Genomic DNA, 19,186 nt, shown 5'->3' with positions numbered 1-19,186 from the left:
ATCCCCATCTTCCTTTCCTTAGTGAATCAGCGTCGCAGCAGCCCGGCGGGCAGAGCCGCCGGCAGGGCCGGGAAGGCCCGGACCTGCGCCTCATGGGCGAGGCATGCCTCGCGGTAAAGCGCCTCCACGTTGCGGGCAAAACGCTGGGCGGTGAACAGCCGGGATTGTGCTGCCGAGGCCTGTCCCATGGAGGCCCGGCGTTCGGGCTGAGCGGCCAGGGTGCCCAGGGCCTCAGCCAGCTCCTCCCCGGTGCGGTAGAGAATGCCGTTTTTGCCGGGGATGACCACACCCTCCAGGCAGGGGTCCTCCCGGCAGACCAGGGGCAGCCCGCAGGCCATGGCCTCAAAGTAGGTGAGCCCCTGGGTCTCGCTGGAGGAGGCGCTGACAAAGACGTCCCCCAGCTGATAGTATTCCGGCACCAGGGCGGGAGAAACCATCCCCGCAAAGACCACCCGGCCGTCGGACAGGCCCAGGGTGCGGGCCAGATGCTCCAGCCGGGGCTGGTCGGGACCGCCGCCCACCAGCAGCAGAGTGAGGGGGACGGTTCCCATGGCGGCCCGGCAGTGCAGCAGCTCGTCGATGTTCTTCTCCCGTGCCAGACGGCCCAGAGAGAGGGCCACACAGTTGCCTTCCGGAATGCCGAGAGCATGACGGCGGGCTGTGATCTCCTCCCCGGACAGGCGATGAGCAAAGCGGGCGGTGTCGATGCCGGTGGGGATTACCCGCACCGGGGTGCGGACGCCGTAGCCTTCCAGCAGGTTGCTGACCTTGACGCTGGGGGCGATGACGGCGTCGGTGCGGGCCAGCACCGCCCGGGTAAAGCCCTTGACCAGCGCCCGGCCCCAGCGGCGGCTGGGGGAGAAGTAGTGGGTATAGTCTTCGTAGACGGTGTGATAGGTATGCACCAGGGGGGCGCCGCAGGCCCGGGCAATGCGCCGGGCGGGGGCGAAGGTGCTGAACTCGCACTGACTGTGGACCACATCGGGGCGCCAGTCGATCAGCAGCTGGAGAAGTGTCCGGGGCGAGGGGGCCAGCAGCCGGGCGCCGGGATAGATGCGCCCCACGTCCACCGAGCCCAGGGCGTAGACGCAGCCGGAATGATGGTCGCGGCCATCGCCGGAGAGGGTCAGGATGCGCACGTCGTGGCCGCAGCGGGTCAGTTCTTTCTGCAAGGTCAAAACCGAGGTGACCACACCGTTGACGGCGGGAATATACCAGTCGGAGGCAATCAGAATTTTCATTGTAAAATCCTCACATGGGACCCGGCGGGGCAGGGTCCGCAGCGACCGCCGGATCAGGTTTTTCGTTCCTTGTCCATGGAGACGAGCCGGACCGGACAGATTGAGCAGCCCAGGAAAATCTTTACAACTTTTTTATACATGTAACAGACGAAACGCTGAAATTATTTCATACAATCGCAAAAAAACAACCGGACGGCGCCGCCGGGGCGAGGGAACCCCGTATGCGGCGCCGTCCGGCGCGAGGGAGAGAAAGGAAAGAAAATGAACAGGAATTTGTGCGAAAATAAGGCCCTTGGAAGTCCGGGAAAACCGCCCCGCGGCCTGGAATGGCCGGCCGGTTTCAGCGCTGGGCGGGCATCTGCCAGGCGTGGTGGTCGGTGTGCAGCAGGGCCTCGGCCTTTTCGCTGCCCGGCTCGCCCAGTTCCTCCCGGTACAGAGCGTTGACCTCCGGGTTCTCATGGCTGAACCGCACCGTCTGGATGCGGTCGATGTTGTACAGGACCTTGCCCCGCTGGGCCGCCCGCTCCACGTCGTCGGTGTGGATGGGCTGTCCGCCGCCGCCCGCGCAGCCGCCCGGGCAGGCCATGACCTCCACAAAGTCGTAGTGCACCCGCCCGGCGGCAAGCTCTGCCAGCAGCCGCCCGGTGTTGGCCAGACCGCTGACCACGGCGGTGCGGACCATGGCCCCGCCGCCCAGGTCAAACTCGGCTTCGGTCCAGCCGGAAGCGCCGGTGGCGTCCCCGCGCACCGCACGGAAATCCTCCGGTTTGGGGTTATGTCCATTGTGCAGGAAGTAGGCGGAGCGCAGGGCAGCTTCCATGACGCCGCCCGTGGCGCCGAAGATGACGCCCGCGCCGCTGTAGACCCCCATGGGAGAGTCAAAGCCTTCCTCGGGAATATCCTCGGGGTTGAGCTTTTCCGCCCGGATCAGGCGGACAAACTCCCGGGTGGTAAGCACCAGGTCCACATCGGGCCCGGCGTCGGTGCTCATGGTGGGCAGGTCGCACTCGGCCTTTTTGGCCACGCAGGGCATGATGGATACGCTGAAAATTTTGGACGGTTCCACGCCGATCCGCCTGGCAAAGCTGCTCTTGACCACCGCGCCGAACATCTGCTGGGGGCTCTTGGCGGTGGACAGGCGGTCGGTCCATTCGGGATAATGACTCTTGAGATAGCGCACCCAGCCGGGGCAGCAGCTGGTGAACATGGGCAGCTCCCGGGTGTCCCCGGCGGCATAGCGGTGCAGAAACTCGGTACCCTCCTCCATGATGGTCAAATCGGCGGTAAAGGAAGTGTCGAACACATAGTCAAAGCCCAGCCGCCGCAGCACGCCTGCCATGCGGTTGACGGTGGCTTTCTCGGGAGGCAGACCCAGGGATTCACCCCAGGCGGCGCGCACGGCGGGGGCGATCTGCACCACCGTGACCTTGTCCGGGTCGGACATGGCCTGGAACAGGCGTCCGGTGTCGTCCCGCTCCCGCAGGGCTCCCACCGGGCAGTGGGTGATGCACTGTCCGCACAGCACACAGTCGGATTCCTTGATGCGGCGGTTGCGGCTCACATCCACCCGGGTACGGCTGCCGGTGCCGGACAGATCCCAGACGTTGACCCCCTGAATTTTATCGCACACCTGGATGCAGCGCATGCACTTGATGCACTTGTTGGTGTCCCGGTAGAGGGGAAAATCTTTGGGCCACAGGGCGCGCACGCCGGTGACCAGGTCCTGGGGATAGATGTTGTCCAGAATGCCCAGGTCGTTGGCGATGGTCTGGAGCTGGCAGTTGCCGCTGCGCACACAGGTGGCGCACTTGCAGTCGTGCTGGGAGAGGATCAACTCCACGTTGATGCGCCGGGTGCGGCGGACCCGGTCGGTGTTGGTACGGATGACCATCCCCTCAAAGACGGGGTTGTTGCAGCTGGGGACCAGATTGCGCTCCCCCTCGATCTCCACACAGCAGATGCGGCAGGCGCCGATCTCGTTGAGACCTTTCAGGTAGCACAGGTGGGGGATCTCCACCCCGGCGGCCTTGGCGGCGTTGAGGATGGTGGTGCCCTCCGGCACCGCGATGGGGGTGCCGTTGACTGTCACGTTTACCATTGGGTCGTCCTCCCTCCCTTGAAGATGCCGTAGCCGAAGTGATCGCACCGCAGGCAGCGCCCGGCCTCTTGCATGGCCTCCTCCTCGGTCATGCCGCAGGTGGCCAGCCTGAAGTCGGTGCGGGCTTCCATGGGATTGCGGCTCTTGAGCTGGATGCGCCCGCAGGGGGGCGTGTTGGACAGCTTGGCGGGCGGGATGCGCACATCGGAGCCGATGACATGGTGGAATCCCAGGAAGGCGTCGATGTTGGCAGCGCCCACCTTGCCCGCCGCCACGGCCCGGATGACGGTAGCGGGTCCGGTGACGGCGTCGCCGCCCGCAAAGACGTTGGGGGTGCCGGGCACATAGCCGGACAGATCGGCCTTGAGGGCGCCGCGGCTGGTCTCGATGCCGCCCTTCTCAAACTCGTCGGACTCGATGCGCTGGCCGATGGCAATAATGATGTAATCGCAGGGAATGCGGAATTCTTTTTCAGCAGCGTTGCGGGGACCGGGGCGTCCGTCCCGGCCGTAGCCGCCGATGATCTGGGGCCGGGTCCAGAGCGCGGCCACCTTGCCTTCCTCGTCGGCCTCGATGCGGTGGGGGGCCTGGAGGGGCAGGATCTGGCAGCCCTCGGCCAGGGCGTCCTCGATCTCCTCGGGCAGGGCGGTCATGTCGTCCACCCGGCGGCGATAAACACAGGTCACGCTGGCGGCACCCAGCCGGATGGAGGTCCGGGTGGCGTCCATGCTGACATTGCCGCCGCCGATGACCACCACCCGCTTGCCGGTGAAGTCGGGGGCATGGCCCTCGCCGCAGTTGCGCAGGAACTCCACGGCGGAGAGGATGTTTTTGCTGTCCTCCCCGGGCAGGCCCAGCTTTTTGTCGGCGTGGGCGCCTATGGCAACGTACATGGCGTCGTAGTCTTTCTGCAGGTCGGCCACCTGCACGTCCTTGCCGATGCACACGCCGGTGCGGACCTCGGCCCCGCAGGCCAGGATGTAGTCGATGTCCCGGTCCAGCACCTCGGGGGGCAGACGGTAGTCGGGAATGCCGTAGCGCAGCATGCCGCCCAGCTTTTCCCGCTGCTCAAACACCGTGACGCTGTGGCCCATCTGGCACAGGTAGTAGGCCGCCGTCAGGCCGCTGGGACCGCCGCCCACCACGGCCACCCGTTTGCCGGTGGCAGGGGCGGAGGGCGGGGGCGCGGTGCGGCTGCAATGGTCCACGGCAAACCGCTTGAGGCCGCAGATGTTCACCGCGTCGTCCACCAGACGGCGGCGGCACTGGCGCTCGCAGGGATGCTCGCAGACATAGGCGCAGGAGAAGGGGAAGGGATTGTCCTTGCGGATGAGGTCCACGGCGTCGTCGAAGCGGCCTTCCCGCACCAGGGCGACGTAGCCGGGAATGTCCACATGGGCGGGGCAGGTGGTGACGCAGGGCACTGGCTGCTTGAGGCTGCAGATGCAGCGGCCGTAGTGGGCGTGCTCCTCGTAGTCCTCCCGGAAGCCACGGACCCCCTGCAGCACCATGGCGGCCGCCTCGTAGCCGATGGCGCAGTCGGCGGAATCGGCAATGGCAGCGGCAGTGGACTCGATGAGATCAATGGTGCCGTCGGGGGCGGTCTGATCGAGGACGCTCTCGATGAGAGTCTCCAGCTGGGACAGGCCGATGCGGCAGGGTACACACTTGCCGCAGGTCTGGGCATGGCAGAGGCGCAAAAAATTGAGCGCCATATCCACAGGACAGAGTCCCGGCGGATTGGCGGCAATGCGGTGCCCCATATCGCGGCAGAGGTCGTCGACCACCTGCTGGGCGCGGTCCGGGGTCTCGATGGAAAGTCTGGACATCAATACCTCCTGAATCCTGTTCGGCGTCTGCCCGGCAGGAAGGCCGGGGACGCGGTGAGGCGGGCAGCAAACCCGTCAAAAAACTTACACCGAAAGCTTACAGCAAAGCTTGTTGTATTCATTGTACCTGATGTTTGATAAATTTTCAACAAAATACTGTACCAAATCACAAATGTTCAGATTTCGTTCACCAATTCCCAAGCACGTCCCCGCATACTTGCACCAACCCTGCCGACCGGCTACAATACAGACAGGAGCATTTACCCAAAACCGGACCAGAGGAGGCGGCAATATGGCAATCACCATTCATCTTTATTACACCGGCAGCGGGGGCAGCGCCCGGGCCTTTGCCCGGGAGATGACCCGGACCGGCGTGGTGGAGCGCATCCGGAAGGAGGCGGGCAATCTGCAGTACGAGTACTTTCTGCCCGTGGACGACCCCGAGACGGTGCTGCTCATCGACAGCTGGACGGGGCAGGAGGCCATCGACGCTCACCATGCCTCCCCCATGATGGCCGAGATCGCCGCCCTGCGGGAAAAGTACGATCTGCACATGAGGGTGGAGCGCTACCGCTCGGCGGAGGATGCCCCCGGGGATGCACAGTTCATCCGCCGGTGAAAACTGGGGCGAACCAAGGCAAACGAAAAAACGCGGCATGCCGTGGACGGGAGATTTTCCCCCACGGCATGCCGCGTTTGATGTTATATGGGTGTTTTACCGGGTGAACTTACTTTTTCTGGCCCAGCTGACGGATGTCGTCGTTGTCGGCAAAGGCAGCGGCCTGATAGCCGGCGGCCTCCAGGGTGCCGAACTGCTTGCCCAGCTTCTTGGCCTGGGGCAGCACCGTCACGTCGTAGCCGGCGCGCAGGCGCTCCGCCTTGGCCAGGACATCGGCAAAGTCGGCGTCGGGCAGGTAGAGCAGGGCCAGACGGGGTTTGGCGCCGGGTATGGCGTAGCCCTGCTCCAGCAGAATGCCGCAGACCCGCTCAAAGCCGATGGAGAAGCCCACGGCCGGGACCTGCTGGCCGATGAACTTGCCCACCATATTGTCGTAGCGTCCGCCGCCGGCCACTGCGCCGGAAAACTGGGGGCAGACGATCTCGAACACCATGCCGGTGTAATAGCCCTGGCCGCGGACCAGGCTGGGGCAGTAGGCGATGCCGTAACGGCCATTGGCCACCTTCTCGCTGGCGGAGAGCACATAGCGCAGGTCGTCGGCCAGGGAGGCGTCGCCGCAGCGGGAGGCCACCGCCTCCAGCGAGAAGTCCCCGCCCTGCAGGAAGTCGTACAGGCTGGCCACGGCATTGGCGGGCAGTTCCTTCTCGGTCAGCTCGTCCCGCACGCCGTCGGCACCGATCTTGTCCAGCTTGTCAAAGCTGATGCAGACCGAATCCAGCGTGTCGGCGGCAAAGCCCATGGTCTCCAGCATGGCCCGGAGGATGCGGCGGTCGTTGATGTTGACGGTGAAGCCGGTAAAGCCGATGCGCAGCAGGGCCCGGGCGGTCACGTCGATGAGCTCCACCTCGGCGTTGGGGGAACTGTCGCCCAGAATATCAATGTCGCACTGGACAAACTCCCGCAGACGGCCCTTCTGGGGGCGCTCAGCGCGGTAGACTCGGTCGGTCTGGATGACCTTGAAGGGAGTGGGCAGGGAAGCCCGGTTGGCCGCATAGTAGCGGGACAGGGGCAAGGTCAGGTCATAGCGCAGGCCCATGTCCGCCAGCTTGGTGGCGTCGCCGGACTGCAGAGCAGAGGTGAGCTTGTCGCCCCGCTTGAGCACCTTGAAAATCAGGTTCAGGTTGTCGCCGCCGTCGCTCTTGTCCAGATTTTCCAGATCCTCCAGGATGGGGGTGGAAATGCGCTGGAATCCCGCCGCACGGTAGGTGGCCAGGATCTCCGCCTGGATATGGTCGCGCAGAGCCTGCTCGTGAGGCAGCAGGTCACGCATTCCCTTTAAGGGTTGGGTCTTCATACAGGGTCCCTCCAATATTACAAAAGACACATTTATAAACAATATTACAATCATAGCCCGCCCGCAGGCATTTTGTCAACCGCGGCGGCGCATACTAAGGGGTGTGGGCGGCGTCAGGAGCGCTGCCCCGCATTACCGAAAGGAGGCGTCGGCCCATGCATGAGCAGCCGCGCGCAAAATGGGTGCTGGCGGCGGGAGCGGCCGTCCAGCTGCTGACCGGTATCCCTGCCGCCTGGGGCATCTTCCAGAAACCGGTCATGGAGGATTACGGCTTCTCCCGGGGGCAGGCCACCCTGGGCTTTGCCATTTTGGTAGCGGCCTATGGGCTGGGCTGCCTGCTGGGCGGCTACCTGCAGGACGCCAAAGGACCAAGGACTGCCGGGCTGCTGGGCACGGCACTTCTGGGCGGCGGCTTTGTGGCGGCGGCCTTTGTGCCTCAGGGCAATGCGGTGCTGTTTCTGCTGATTTTCAGCCTGCCGGCCGGGTTGGGCAGCGCCTTTCTGGCGCCCTCAGTGCTGGCCTGCGTCCAGAAGTGGTATGCGGATAAAAAAGGCTTTGCCACCGGAGTCACCGGCATTGCCACCGGGCTGTCGGGGGCCTTCCTCACCCTGTTTGTCCGGCTGGTGGGGGGACACCTCGGCATGCGGATCTGCTTTGGGGCTTTGGGCGGAGTGATGCTCGCCGTCTGCGGGGCGGGGGCCGCCGTCCTCAGGGACCCGCCCGACCAGTCCGCCGTCCAGGCAGGCAGCGAGACCGACCTGCCCCCCAAACAAATGCTGCGCACCCGCCAGTACCGTCTGTGCGTGGCGGCGGTGGCGCTGGCCGCGCCGCCGGTGCTGCTGTTCAGCCCGGATATTTTGTCCATCGCGGCGGAGCGGGGCCTGGCGGAGGAGCTTGCCCAGTGGTGCGTGGTCATCGGGTCGGCGGCCAGTGCGGCGGGGCGGCTGGCCTGCCCCGCCCTCAGCGACCGCCTGGGCCGCAAACCGGTACTGTACGGCGTCTATGCCGGGCTGGCGGCGGGAACTCTGGCTTTTGCCTTTGCAGGCGGGTGGCTGGTGGCGGCGGCCTATGCAGCGCTGACCTTTTTCTACTCCGGCGGCGCGGCGGTGCAGCCCGCCCTCAACACCGACCTGTTCGGCCTCAAGCACGCGGGGGTCAACTACGGCTTCATCGCTCTGGGCATGAGTGCCGGAAGCCTGCTCAGCTATGCGGGCTCCCAGCTGCTGCCCATGGGGGCAAGACACTGGGCGGCGGGGGCCTGCGCCCTGGCCGGGCTTGTGTGCATCGCACTTGTAAAACCTTTGAACAAATCTCGCTGAACGGTTGAAAAAACTCCCGATAAACGGTACAATGTCCTATGTCTGTACAAATCGCCCCGCCCTGCGCAGAGGGAACACAGCCCGGTCTGCCCTGCTGTGATGCGCTTGAAGTCTGCGGGGTACAAGGATTGGGAGGAAACCGTTTCATGCGCAATGACCCGCTCCAACGTCTGACAACGGGCGCCGCGACCGCTTTCTGCCTCGCCACGCTCAGCGTCTACCCATTATATATCGACCGCTTTTCCAACCTGGGCGTCACCAAGTTCACGGGGGTATCCACCCTGTTCCTTCTCTGGTGCATTGCCATCGGCGCCTGTGTGCTCATCGGCGCCCAGACGGTGCCCGGACGCTTTGCCGGTGCCCGGCGGGATGTGAGCCTCTGGTCGCTGGCGGCCTTTGCGGGGACAACCCTGCTGGCCACCTGCCTGTCCCTGTCGCCCCTGGCCTCGGTGTGGGGACTGGGCAGCTACTACGGCGGTCTGATGCTGGTGCTGTTCACCGCGGTGGGGTATCTGGCCGTGCGGGCCTTTGCCCCGGAACGGGGCTTTGACCTACTGGCCGCATGCACCGGCGTGACGGTTATCATCGTCACGGTGCTGTATGTCTGCAACATCTTCAACATTGATCCCATCGGCAGCTATGAGAACACCGCCGTGGTGGAGCGTGCCCAGTTCTTCTCCACCCTGGGCCAGAAGGACTTCAACGCCGGGTACATGAGCGTGGCCCTGCCCCTGGTGTTCTACGCTTTCCTGACGGCAAAAGGCCGCGCCCGCACCATCGGGTATGCGGTGCCCGCCGCCTTCGGCGCCCTGGCTCTGGCCGTGGTGGATGCCGAGGGCCTGACCCTGGGCATCGGCGCCGCCATGATGGTGCTGGCCTGCCACAGGGACTTTGACACCAAAAAACTGCGCCGGGGCGCCATAGTGGGCGTCATGTTCTTCGCCTGGGCCGCCTGGATGCACTACATGCGCCGCTCGGTCTACACCCAGGGCGGGACCTCTCTGCTGGCAAAATTCGGCGAGGTCAAACTGGCCCTGCCCCTGGGGCTTGCCTGCCTGCTGATCTGGGCGGGGCTGGCCTGGCGGGCCCGCAAGGGCAAGCCGGAAGTCTCCCTCTGCCTGCTGGGCCGGGTGCTTACCGGCATTGTGCTGGGGGCGGGTGCGCTGGTGTTTTTGCTGGCCAATCTGCTGCCCGGCTTCCCGTCCCTGGGAACACTGGACAACTTCTTTGTCTTTAACGACGACTGGGGCACCTACCGGGGCACCGCCTGGCGGGCGGCCTGGGGCACCTGGGCGGATGCCTCCCTGTGGCGCAAGCTGGTGGGCTACGGCCCCGGCATGATGCATCGGGCCGTGGCCGACTGGGCGGGGGACAGCATCACCGCCCGTATGAAAACTTTCTATGCCGCCCACAACGAGTATCTGGAGCAGCTGCTCTCCACCGGTCTGCTGGGTCTGGCGGCGTGGGTCGCCTTTCTCGTCAGTCATCTGCGCCGGGGCTTTGCCCACTGGAGCAAAAACGGCGTTGCACCGGTCGTGCTGGCCCTGTGCAGCTACCTGGTGCAGGCCATCGTCAGCATCCGGGTGTCCATGATCTTCCCTGAGGTCATGCTGCTCTTCGCACTGCTGGCGGCGTGGACCGCCCCCGAGGTCAGGCAACCCGCCGCACAGCCCGCCGCAGCCCCGGCATCCCGGGTGCGCAAAAAGCGCCGTGCCGCCCCCGCGGAACAGCAGCCTTCCCGCTGGGGCTGGGGTAAGGTGGTCGTCGCCGCCGTTGTCTCCATGGTCATGGCGGCGGGACTTTCTCACCTGGTATTTTTCTATCTGTTCTGACGGACAGAAACAAATTTTACCATCTCAAATGTTTCGGCCTTCGGATGCCTGCAAAAAGGCTCCGGAGGCTGATTTTTTGCGTTTTGCCGCGGCATATCCGGGAAGATTTGGAAAAAATGCGCGCGGTGTCCGTCAAATTTGTCACAAAGTCTTGAAAAAACGCGCCCCGCATTTTATAATGAAGGTGCTGTGTAATGCTTTACCAAATCGTCGTAAAGGAGAGAATATTATGACCTATTCTGCACAAGTCGAACACATGTGCCCCATTGCAAAAGGTCCGAAGCACGGCCCGGCTCCCATCCCCGAAGAGGGCGAATGGGTAAAGGCTTACCAAATTGAGGACATCAGCGGCTACACCCACGGCGTGGGCTGGTGCGCACCGCAGCAGGGCACCTGCAAGCTGAGCCTGAACATCAAGAAGGGCGTCATCGAGGAAGCTCTGGTCGAGACCATCGGCTGCTCCGGCATGACCCATTCTGCCGCCATGGCCGGCGAGATCCTGCCCGGCAAGACCATCCTGGAAGCGCTCAACACCGACCTGGTCTGCGACGCCATCAACGTTGCCATGCGTGAGCTGTTCCTGCAGATCGTCTACGGCCGCAGCCAGACTGCCTTCTCCGAGGACGGCCTGCCCATCGGCGCCGGCCTGGACGACCTGGGCAAGGGTCTGCGCAGCATGACCGGCACCATCTTCTCCACCAAGGCGAAGGGCGTCCGTTACCTGGAGCTGACCGAGGGCTACATCCTCAAGACCGCCATCGACAAGAACGATCAGGTCATCGGCTATCAGTTCGTCCGTCTGGGCAAGATGATGGAGGACATCCGTCATGGCGTCGATCCCAAGACCGCTTACGAGAAGAACATCGGCACCTACGGCCGTTTCAGCGCCGAGCAGGGTGCGGTCAAGTACATCGACCCGCGTGAAGAATAAGAGAGGGAGGAACAGATACTATGGCTACTTTTGAATCTCAGGAGCGCCGGATGCCCAAAATCAACGAGTGCCTGAAAGCCAATGGCCTCGAGTCTCTGGACGCCTGCAACGAGCTGCTCCTTTCCAAAGGCATCGATTGCGACAAGATCATCCGCGGCATTCAGCCCATCTGCTTTGACAACGCCGTCTGGGCTTACACCCTGGGCACTGCCATTGCCGTCAAGCGCGGCCTGAAGAGCGCCGCTGACTGCGCCGCCGCCATCGGCGAGGGCCTGGAAGCCTTCACCGTTCCCGGTTCCGTTGCCGAGCAGCGCCATGTCGGCCTGGGCCACGGCAACCTGGGCGCCATGCTGCTGCATGAGGACACCCACTGCTTCGCTTTCCTGGCCGGCCACGAGTCCTTCGCTGCCGCCGAGGGCGCCATCGGCATTGCCCGTACCGCCAACAAGGTCCGCAAGGAGCCCCTGCGCGTCATCCTGAACGGCCTGGGCAAGGACGCTGCCATGATCATCAGCCGCATCAACGGCTTCACCTACGTCAAGACCGAGTTCGACTTCAAGACCGGCGAGGTCAAGGTTGTCGAGACCGTTCCTTACTCCGACGGCGAGCGCGCTGCTGTCAAGTGCTACGGCGCCAACGACGTTCTGGAAGGCGTTGCCATCATGAAGATGGAGGGCGTTGAGGTTTCCATCACCGGTAACTCCACCAACCCCACCCGCTTCCAGCACCTGGTCGCCGGCACCTACAAGAAGTGGGCGCTGGAGAACGGCAAGAAGTACTTCTCCGTCGCTTCCGGCGGCGGCACCGGCCGTACCCTGCATCCCGACAACGTGGCTGCCGGCCCTGCTTCCTACGGCCTGACCGACTCCATGGGCCGTATGCACGGCGACGCTCAGTTCGCCGGCTCTTCCAGTGTGCCTGCTCACGTTGAGATGATGGGCCTCATCGGCGCCGGCAACAACCCCATGGTTGGCATGACCGTCGCCTGCGCTGTTGCCGCTTCCCAGGCCAACGCCTGAGTCTGTGCGCAGCATAGCCTGACAACGATATAAAAAGCGCCGCTCTCCCGGTTTCGGGAGGGCGGCGTTTTTGCTGTGCGGAGCCAGAACATAAAAACGGAGGGAGAGCGTTTCTGCTCTCCCTCCTGTATTTGGTATGGAGGTAAAACCGGGGAAAGGATCAGGCGTCGTCCTCGGCCATGTTGCCCAGTGCTTTGGCCTGCTCAATGACCTTGCCTTCCAACATCTGGGGCAGCTGCTCATAGCGGACGAAATCGAAGGTGAACCAGCCGCGGCCCTGGGTCAGCTGCCGCAGGAAGGTGGTGAAGTCCTGCATTTCCGCCATGGGGACCTCGGCTTCCACGATCTGCTGGCCGTCCTCATCGGGGGTCATGCCCAGCACGCGGCCGCGGCGCTTGGTGACCTCGCCCATGATGTCGCCGGTGTTGTCGGCGGGGACATGGGCCTTCAGGGTGCCCACCGGCTCCAGCAGGACGGGACCTGCCTCGGGCACGGCCGCCTTGTAGGCCAGCTTGGCCGCCATGATGAAGGCCATTTCGCTGGAGTCCACGGGATGGTAGCTGCCGTCCAGCAGGGTGGCTTTCATGCCCACCACCGGATATCCGGCCAGGACGCCGTGCTGGGAAGCCTGGCGCAGGCCCTTCTCGACAGCGGGGAAGAAGTTCTTGGGCACGCTGCCGCCAAAGACCTTCTCCTCAAAGACCAGTTCCTCGCAATCCCAAGGCTCAAACTCCACCCAGACATCGCCGAACTGGCCGTGACCGCCGGTCTGCTTCTTGTGGCGGCCCTGGGCCTTGCACTTCTTGCGGATGGACTCGCGGTAGGGGATGCGGGGCACTTCCAGCGTGACTTCCACGCCGAACTTGTTCTTGAGCTTGGTCACGGCCACTTCCAGATGCTGGGTGCCCAGGCCGCTGATGATCTGCTGCTTGGTCTCGGGGTCCACGGTGAAGCCGATGGCGGGATCTTCCTCCATCAGGCGGGTCAGGGCGCCGGAGACCTTGCCCTCGTCGCCCTTCTTGGCAACGCGGACAGCCATGCGGTAGCTGGCGATGGGGTAGACGGGGGCGGCCAGCTTGACCACCCGGGCGGGATCGCACAGAGTGTCGCCGGTCTTGGCGGTGGTCAGCTTGGCAACGGCGCCGATGTCGCCGGCGGGGATGGCCGCGGCGTCGGTCTGCTTTTTGCCGCAGACGGTGAGCATCTTGCCCAGACGCTCGGGCTGGCCGGTGCGGGCGTTGACTACGTTGGAGGTGCTGGTCAGCTTGCCGCCCAGAACCTTGACAAAGCTCAGCTTGCCCACGAAGGGATCGGCCACCGTCTTAAAGACGTAGGCACAGGTGGGAGCGTCGGCGTCGCAGGCGACCTCCACGGGCTCGCCCTTGTCGTCCTCGCCCACAACGGAAGCAGTGTCGGCGGCGGGCAGCAGCTCCTTCATGTTGTAGAGCAGCATATCCAGCGCCTGCTGGTTGACGGCGCTGCCGCAGAACACAGGAGTGATCTGGCCGGTGCGCACGCCGGTGGCCATGCCGGAGACGATCTCCTCGGTGGTGAAGTTCTCACCCTCGAAGAATTTCTCCATCAGGGCCTCGTCGGTCTCGGCGATGGCCTCGTTCATGGCCTGGATCAGACCCTCGAAACGGTGGCCGATGTCGGGCAGCTCGATCTGGATCTGTTTGCCGCTCTCGTATTTGAAGGCCTTCTGGCTGAACAGGTTGATGTAGGCGACGGTGCCGTCATCCAGGCGGGAAGGCACGACGCAGGGGCAGATGGTGGGGCCGAACTCGATCTTGAGCTGTTCCAGGATCTTGAAGTAATCGGCGTTTTCCAGGTCCATCTTGGAGACAAAGACCATACGGGCGCGGTTGTTTTTGACAGCCAGGCGGTAGGCCTTTTCGGCGCCCACCGTCACGCCCGAACGTCCGGATACACAAATCAGCACGCTCTCGGCGGCGGCAACACCCTCGCAGGCGCCGGTCTCGAAGTCGAACAGGCCGGGAGCATCGATCATGTTATATTTGACACCCTGATATTCCACGGGTACAACGCTGGAATTCAGCGAAGCCTTGCGGCGGACTTCTTCAGGATCAAAGTCGCTGGCGGTAGTGCCGTCCTCAACGCGGCCCATGCGCTCGGTGGCGCCGCTGGTGTACAGCAGGGCTTCGATCAGCGTCGTTTTGCCGCAGCCCGCGTGGCCGGCGACCAGAATATTGCGAATGTCTTTGCTGGCGTATTCCATCGTTATCAAACCTCTTTTCGCGCCGGAGCCGAATACCGGGATCTCCCCCTCCGGCGGTTACATACTGGCCGGGAAAGCTATGGCTTACCCGGCATATTCCTACTTTACCACACTATTTGAAAAGATTAAACAGTTTTTTACTCAATATCTGTAAAAATATTGTGCAACAGTTTTGGTCAATGTGTCAAAAGAATCACAAAAGCCGCGCTGTACCGACAAAAGGACCACAAGAGGAAAATGGAACGGAAGGGCTGCTTTTTTACGGCCGTTCCAGACGTACCGCAGCCACGGTGATGTCGTCCCGTCGGCTGCCGGCCCGGCGCACGGCGGAGTCCGCCAGAGCGGCGGCGGTCTGGGCGGGGCTGTGACCCAGCCGGGCACTGAGCTGCAGCTGCTGCAAAATCCAGTCGGTGCCGTCGCACAGCACCCCGTCGGAGACCAGCACCACCAGATCATCCGCTTCCAGAGTGAAAGTGCTGGATCGGCCTACCACCGAATCCAGGATGCCCATGGGCAGGCTGGCACCCTCCATCATGCGGGGTTCCCCCTCACGCACCAGAAAGCTGGGGGCTGCTCCCGCCTTGAAAAGGCCTGCCCGCCCGGTAAAGAGATCTACAGTCAGCAGGTCCAGGGTGGCGCCGGATTCCTGCTCGCCGTTTTTCAGGCCCAGGGCCACGTTGACCAGCCGGGCCGCGCTCTCGGCGGCAAAACCCGCCCGCAGCAGCTGGCCGGTGAGGCGGGCCGCCATCTGGCCGTCCACGGCGGCGGGGCGTCCGGTGCCCATGCCGTCGCACAGCAGCATCTGGGCCCGGCCGCAGGTATCGCAGAACTGGTCGCAGGCGTCGCCGCTGATCTCCTCGGCGGGGCGGCTGGCCATACCGAACCGGGCGCTGAACAGCGGCCGCTCCCCGAAGGAGAGCATGGTCACCGTGCGGCAGTGGGCGACCTCCGGCAGGGCCAGGTCCCGGCGGCAGAGGCGGCTGACCTCGGCGGTGAGGGCGCGCAGCTCCTCGGGGGTGAAGGCGGTGCGGGCCACCGTCACATTGGCGGAGATGCGCCCCGCCACGTCGGTGGTGACGCTGCATTCCAGAGGCTCCAGCCCAATGGAGACAAACAGCTGAGAGACCCGGCTCTCCCGGCGGGGATCGGGCAGCCCGGCCTGACCCAGGCGGGCGGACAGCTGGGCCAGGGCCGAGGCGATGGCGCCGTATTGCTCGGTCAGGGCATTGCGCAGCACGTTGGCCCGGGCCCGGGTCTGGCGGCGGCTGCGCCAGAGGCGGTAGCCGTGGTTGAGGGCGTCGCACAGGTCGGAGGGATGCTCGCAGACGCTGAGCTGCCCCGGCATGTGTTCCAGATCGGCCACGCCGGTCTGCTCCAGAATGGGCTTGAACTGGTACATGCCGTCCATGGCGCAGGAGTAGCCCTTGATCCAGCAGCGTTCCCGGCGGGCGCAGTCCTGGCAGACCCGGCGGGCGGTGTACTCCACCACAAAGTCGAAGGTTTCGCCCTTGGGCGGAAACTGCCGCTCACACACGGCGTTGACGGTGGAGGCGATGTCGGACAGAGTGTCGGCAATGGTAGAGAGGCGCCGTGCCGCCCCCGAAAGGCTCTGGGCCGAGGCCGGGGGTGCCGGCTGGGGGAAGAAGGACTGCAGACTGCGGGGCGGCACCAGCAGATAGACCGCCAGCCCGCAGACCGCGGCGCTGCCCAGGGTCAGGGCTGCATCCAGGGAGGGGGCAGCCAGAGCACCCAGACAGCACCCGGCGGCAAAGACCCCGGCACAGCGCCAGCGCTCCCCGGGGAAGAGACAGGAGGCCCCCAGGGTGCCCAGAGCCACGGCCAGAGCCCCGAAACAAAGGTCGGGGCTGGCGGCGGTGAAAGCAGCGGCCAGAGCCACGGCCAGCACAGCACTCTGCTCCAGACTGGCGGCAAAGGCGGTGCAAAGGCCTGCGAAGGCGAAGAGGGCCAGCCCCGGGGCAAAGACGGGCAGGGTGAGGCGTTCCAGACAGGCGACCCCCATGGCCAGCCACAGGCAGATGCCCCGGGGTTTGTCCGAGGGCAGGGTATGTATGGCCCGGCCAAAGCCCACAGCAAGGACGGCCCCGCAGAGGGCGGCGATCAGATCGGCGGGCACGATGCCTGTGGGAAGCTCTGCCAGCAGCTGTGCCCCGGGCAGCGCCATCCCCCCGGCGGCTGCGGCAAGGCGGAACCTGCCGGGGGCCAACTTTCGTACTGCCAGCACGATGCCGATGGCGGCGGCCAGCGGAAGGGCCTGTCCCAGGGGCTGAAAGGCCAGCACTCCGGCGATGGCGCCCAGGGCGGCGGAGAGCAGATAGCCCGGCCCGCAGCCTATGACCAGCGCCAGCCCGAAGGGAGCGGCCCCGCCGTAGACCCGCCCGGCTCCCAGCAGGATGCCGGCGCAGGCGGCGCCCAGCTGCCAGGCCAGGGCCGAGGCCCGCACACCTCCCGGCGGCAGACGCAAACGTCGGTCGGGCGGGGCGGACACCGGCGGTGCGGGCGGTGGGGCGGACTGTGGGCGCGGAGCGTTGGGCGGCGCGGCGGTGGTACGGATGGTTGCGGCTTCTTTGACGGTGTTCGGCATGGTGGTGATTCCTCCCCGGCGGATGCCTGCCCCGGATGGCCTGCGCGCCGGGAAGGGGCTGTGCCGGTGCGCCGTCGCCCCTCTTGGGCGATGCAGCAACGAGTATACCTTGCGCGGGGCGCGCTTTTTGTTGCGATGCAGCGAAATTCCAAAACCGGCCAAAAGGGAGCCCGTCCTGCCAAGGAAACCGGCAAAGCCGCAGTCTCCGGCCCAAAGCTGCGGCATCCGGGCCAAAGGGGCGGGCTTCGAGGCGAAAGCCCGTTTTGGCCGACAACTTCCGGCCGTGGCAAGGTTTCGCCCTTGCCACGGGTGGAAACCATCGCCCATGGCCGAAGCGGGGAGATTTTTCTCGGGGCAGGGGAGAAGACCCCATTCTGCGACCGCCCTCGCACCGGCAGGTCGCCTGTTTCGCCCGGAGAAAATGCGGCAGGAAACAACAAAAGCCGGCCGTGGAAAGCAACATCACTTTCCACGGCCGGCTGTCAAATTTTTATGGGATGATATGGCAAAGCGCCCCGCAAAGGGTCAGTTTGCGCGCAGGGTATCCACGGCGGCGTGCAGACGGCGCAGCGTCTCCTCCCGGCCCAGCATGGCGGCCAGATCGGTACCGCCGCCGGGGGTGCGGCTCTTGCCGGACAGGGCGATGCCCAGGGGGTAGAGCAGCCAGCCGTTCTTCTTGCCCAGCTCCTCGGCTTTCTGGCGGCAGGCGTCAAAGATGGCGTCCCGGTTCCAGTCGGTCTGGTTTTCCAGCAGGGGCAGCAGAGCGTCCAGGGCCTCCAGCGCCGACTCGGGGGTGGTCTTCTGCTTCTTGTTGCGGTAGAGTTCGGCGTCGAAGGGCACCACCGCGTCAAAGAAGTCCAGCTGTGGGGGAATGTCCTCCAGCACCTCGCAGCGGGGCTGCAGGTTGGCGCACAGCAGGTCCCGGTCAATGTCCACATGGACGGCGCTGTCGATGAAGGGGTCGGCCAGGCGGCGGAACTCCTCGGCGGGCAGAGCGCGGATGTAGGCGGCGTTGATGGCACGCAGCTTGAGGGGGTCAAAGATGGCGGGGGACTTGGAGACACGGGTGGGGTCCCAGATCTGAATCATCTCATCCAGGGAGAAGATCTCCTGCTCCCCCTCGGGAGCCCAGCCCAGCAGCAGCAGGTAGTTCAGCACGGCGGCAGGCAGGTAGCCCTTGGCCACCAGGTCCTGATAGCTAGCGTCGCCGTTGCGCTTGGACAGCTTGTTCTGGGCGTCCTTCATGACGGGCGGGCAGTGGATGTAGGTGGGAATCTCCCAGCCGAAGGCCTGATACAGCAGGTTGTACTTGGGGGTGGAGGACAGGTACTCGCTGCCGCGGATGACATGGGTGATACCCATCAGATGGTCGTCCACCACGTTGGCAAAGTTGTAGGTGGGCATGCCGTCGGTCTTGATGAGGATCTGGTCGTCCAGCTCGGCGTTCTCCACCTCAATGTGGCCGTAGACCAGGTCGTCGAAGGAGGTGATGCCCTCTCTGGGGATCTTCTGGCGGATGACATAGGGGGTGCCCGCATCCAGCTTGGCCTTCACTTCCTCAGGAGAAAGATCACGGCAGTGGCCATCGTAGTGGCTGACCTCACCGGCGGCCTTCTGGGAGGCATGGAGCTCCTCCAGCCGCTCGGGGGTGCAGAAGCAGTAGTAGGCCTTGCCCTCGGCCACCAGCTGCTCGGCATACTGGCGGAACATGCCCATGCGCTGGCTCTGGATGTAGGGGCCAACCGGGCCGCCGATGTCGGGACCTTCGTCCCAGTTCAGGCCGGTGGCGCGCAGGGTGTCGTAAATGACATCGGTGGCGCCCTCCACATAACGGCCCTGGTCGGTATCCTCAATGCGCAGGATGAAGGTGCCGCCCGAATGCTTGGCCTGCAGATAGGTGTAGAGGGCGGTGCGCAGGTTGCCCACATGCATGTAGCCGGTGGGGGAAGGCGCAAAACGTGTGCGGACGGTGTTTTCCATATTGGGTTATGCTCCTTTGGATGCGAATTTTTGCAATCGGCCGGGGAAACGGAACCCCGGAACAAGGTCTGGCGGCAGGCGGCAGCCTGCGGACCATATCTCTCAAAAGTCTACCTGTCGATG

At 64.6% G+C, this 19,186-nt stretch carries 12 protein-coding genes; 5 read left to right on the top strand and 7 right to left on the bottom strand.

What is annotated here, in order from left to right:
- Positions 1 to 26 precede the first annotated feature (26 nt).
- The 3 genes from INF35_RS06330 to INF35_RS06320 all read right to left on the bottom strand — a co-directional run bounded on the left by INF35_RS06330 (position 27) and on the right by INF35_RS06320 (position 5,168).
- Complete coding sequence (locus tag INF35_RS06330; RefSeq protein WP_193500709.1) at positions 27 to 1,241, bottom strand: glycosyltransferase family 4 protein; 1,215 nt, start codon at positions 1,239 to 1,241, stop codon at positions 27 to 29.
- Positions 1,242 to 1,581: 340 nt separating this feature from the next.
- Positions 1,582 to 3,339: a [FeFe] hydrogenase, group A gene (locus tag INF35_RS06325; RefSeq protein WP_193500708.1), complete on the bottom strand. Its 1,758-nt coding sequence runs from the start codon at positions 3,337 to 3,339 to the stop codon at positions 1,582 to 1,584.
- Complete coding sequence (locus INF35_RS06320) at positions 3,333 to 5,168, bottom strand: NAD(P)-binding protein (protein ID WP_193500707.1); 1,836 nt, start codon at positions 5,166 to 5,168, stop codon at positions 3,333 to 3,335. Before INF35_RS06320 ends, INF35_RS06325 begins: the two co-directional genes overlap by 7 nt.
- Before the next feature lie 292 nt (positions 5,169 to 5,460).
- On the opposite strand from INF35_RS06320, the gene INF35_RS06315 reads away from it, so the two are divergent.
- Entirely contained in the window at positions 5,461 to 5,787 is a 327-nt protein-coding gene (locus INF35_RS06315) for a putative quinol monooxygenase (RefSeq protein WP_193500705.1), read from the top strand.
- Positions 5,788 to 5,896: 109 nt separating this feature from the next.
- On the opposite strand, the gene hisS is transcribed toward INF35_RS06315, so the two are convergent.
- Positions 5,897 to 7,141 carry a histidine--tRNA ligase gene (hisS, locus tag INF35_RS06310; protein ID WP_193500703.1) on the bottom strand — a complete coding sequence of 415 codons (1,245 nt, stop codon included), beginning with the start codon at positions 7,139 to 7,141 and terminating at the stop codon, positions 5,897 to 5,899.
- Between the two features lie 155 nt (positions 7,142 to 7,296).
- On the opposite strand from hisS, the gene INF35_RS06305 reads away from it, so the two are divergent.
- From INF35_RS06305 to INF35_RS06290, 4 genes are all read left to right on the top strand, one after another.
- Positions 7,297 to 8,460 carry an MFS transporter gene (locus INF35_RS06305; RefSeq protein ID WP_193500701.1) on the top strand — a complete coding sequence of 388 codons (1,164 nt, stop codon included), beginning with the start codon at positions 7,297 to 7,299 and terminating at the stop codon, positions 8,458 to 8,460.
- A 146-nt stretch (positions 8,461 to 8,606) separates the two neighbouring features.
- Complete coding sequence (locus INF35_RS06300) at positions 8,607 to 10,292, top strand: O-antigen ligase family protein (protein ID WP_193500699.1); 1,686 nt, start codon at positions 8,607 to 8,609, stop codon at positions 10,290 to 10,292.
- 229 nt (positions 10,293 to 10,521) lie between these two features.
- Positions 10,522 to 11,223, top strand: a complete 702-nt coding sequence (locus INF35_RS06295) for an iron-sulfur cluster assembly scaffold protein (protein ID WP_193500697.1) — start codon at positions 10,522 to 10,524, stop codon at positions 11,221 to 11,223.
- A 20-nt stretch (positions 11,224 to 11,243) separates the two neighbouring features.
- Entirely contained in the window at positions 11,244 to 12,242 is a 999-nt protein-coding gene (locus INF35_RS06290) for a GGGtGRT protein (protein ID WP_193500695.1), read from the top strand.
- A 160-nt stretch (positions 12,243 to 12,402) separates the two neighbouring features.
- On the opposite strand, the gene INF35_RS06285 is transcribed toward INF35_RS06290, so the two are convergent.
- The 3 genes from INF35_RS06285 to gltX all read right to left on the bottom strand — a co-directional run bounded on the left by INF35_RS06285 (position 12,403) and on the right by gltX (position 19,063).
- The gene (locus INF35_RS06285; protein ID WP_193500693.1) at positions 12,403 to 14,481 is read right to left on the bottom strand and encodes an elongation factor G; all 2,079 of its coding nucleotides are present in this window, start codon (positions 14,479 to 14,481) and stop codon (positions 12,403 to 12,405) included.
- A 259-nt stretch (positions 14,482 to 14,740) separates the two neighbouring features.
- Positions 14,741 to 17,083 carry a SpoIIE family protein phosphatase gene (locus INF35_RS06280; protein WP_193500691.1) on the bottom strand — a complete coding sequence of 781 codons (2,343 nt, stop codon included), beginning with the start codon at positions 17,081 to 17,083 and terminating at the stop codon, positions 14,741 to 14,743.
- A gap of 525 nt (positions 17,084 to 17,608) precedes the next feature.
- Entirely contained in the window at positions 17,609 to 19,063 is a 1,455-nt protein-coding gene (gene gltX, locus INF35_RS06275; protein ID WP_193500689.1) for a glutamate--tRNA ligase, read from the bottom strand.
- Between the last annotated feature and the right edge of the window lie 123 nt (positions 19,064 to 19,186).

This window comes from Gemmiger gallinarum, assembly GCF_014982805.1.
In the GTDB taxonomy this organism is placed as follows: Bacteria; Bacillota; Clostridia; order Oscillospirales; family Ruminococcaceae; genus Gemmiger; species Gemmiger gallinarum.
Note: the sequence above shows the minus strand (reverse complement) of the source record. Positions and strands in the feature narration are given on the sequence as shown.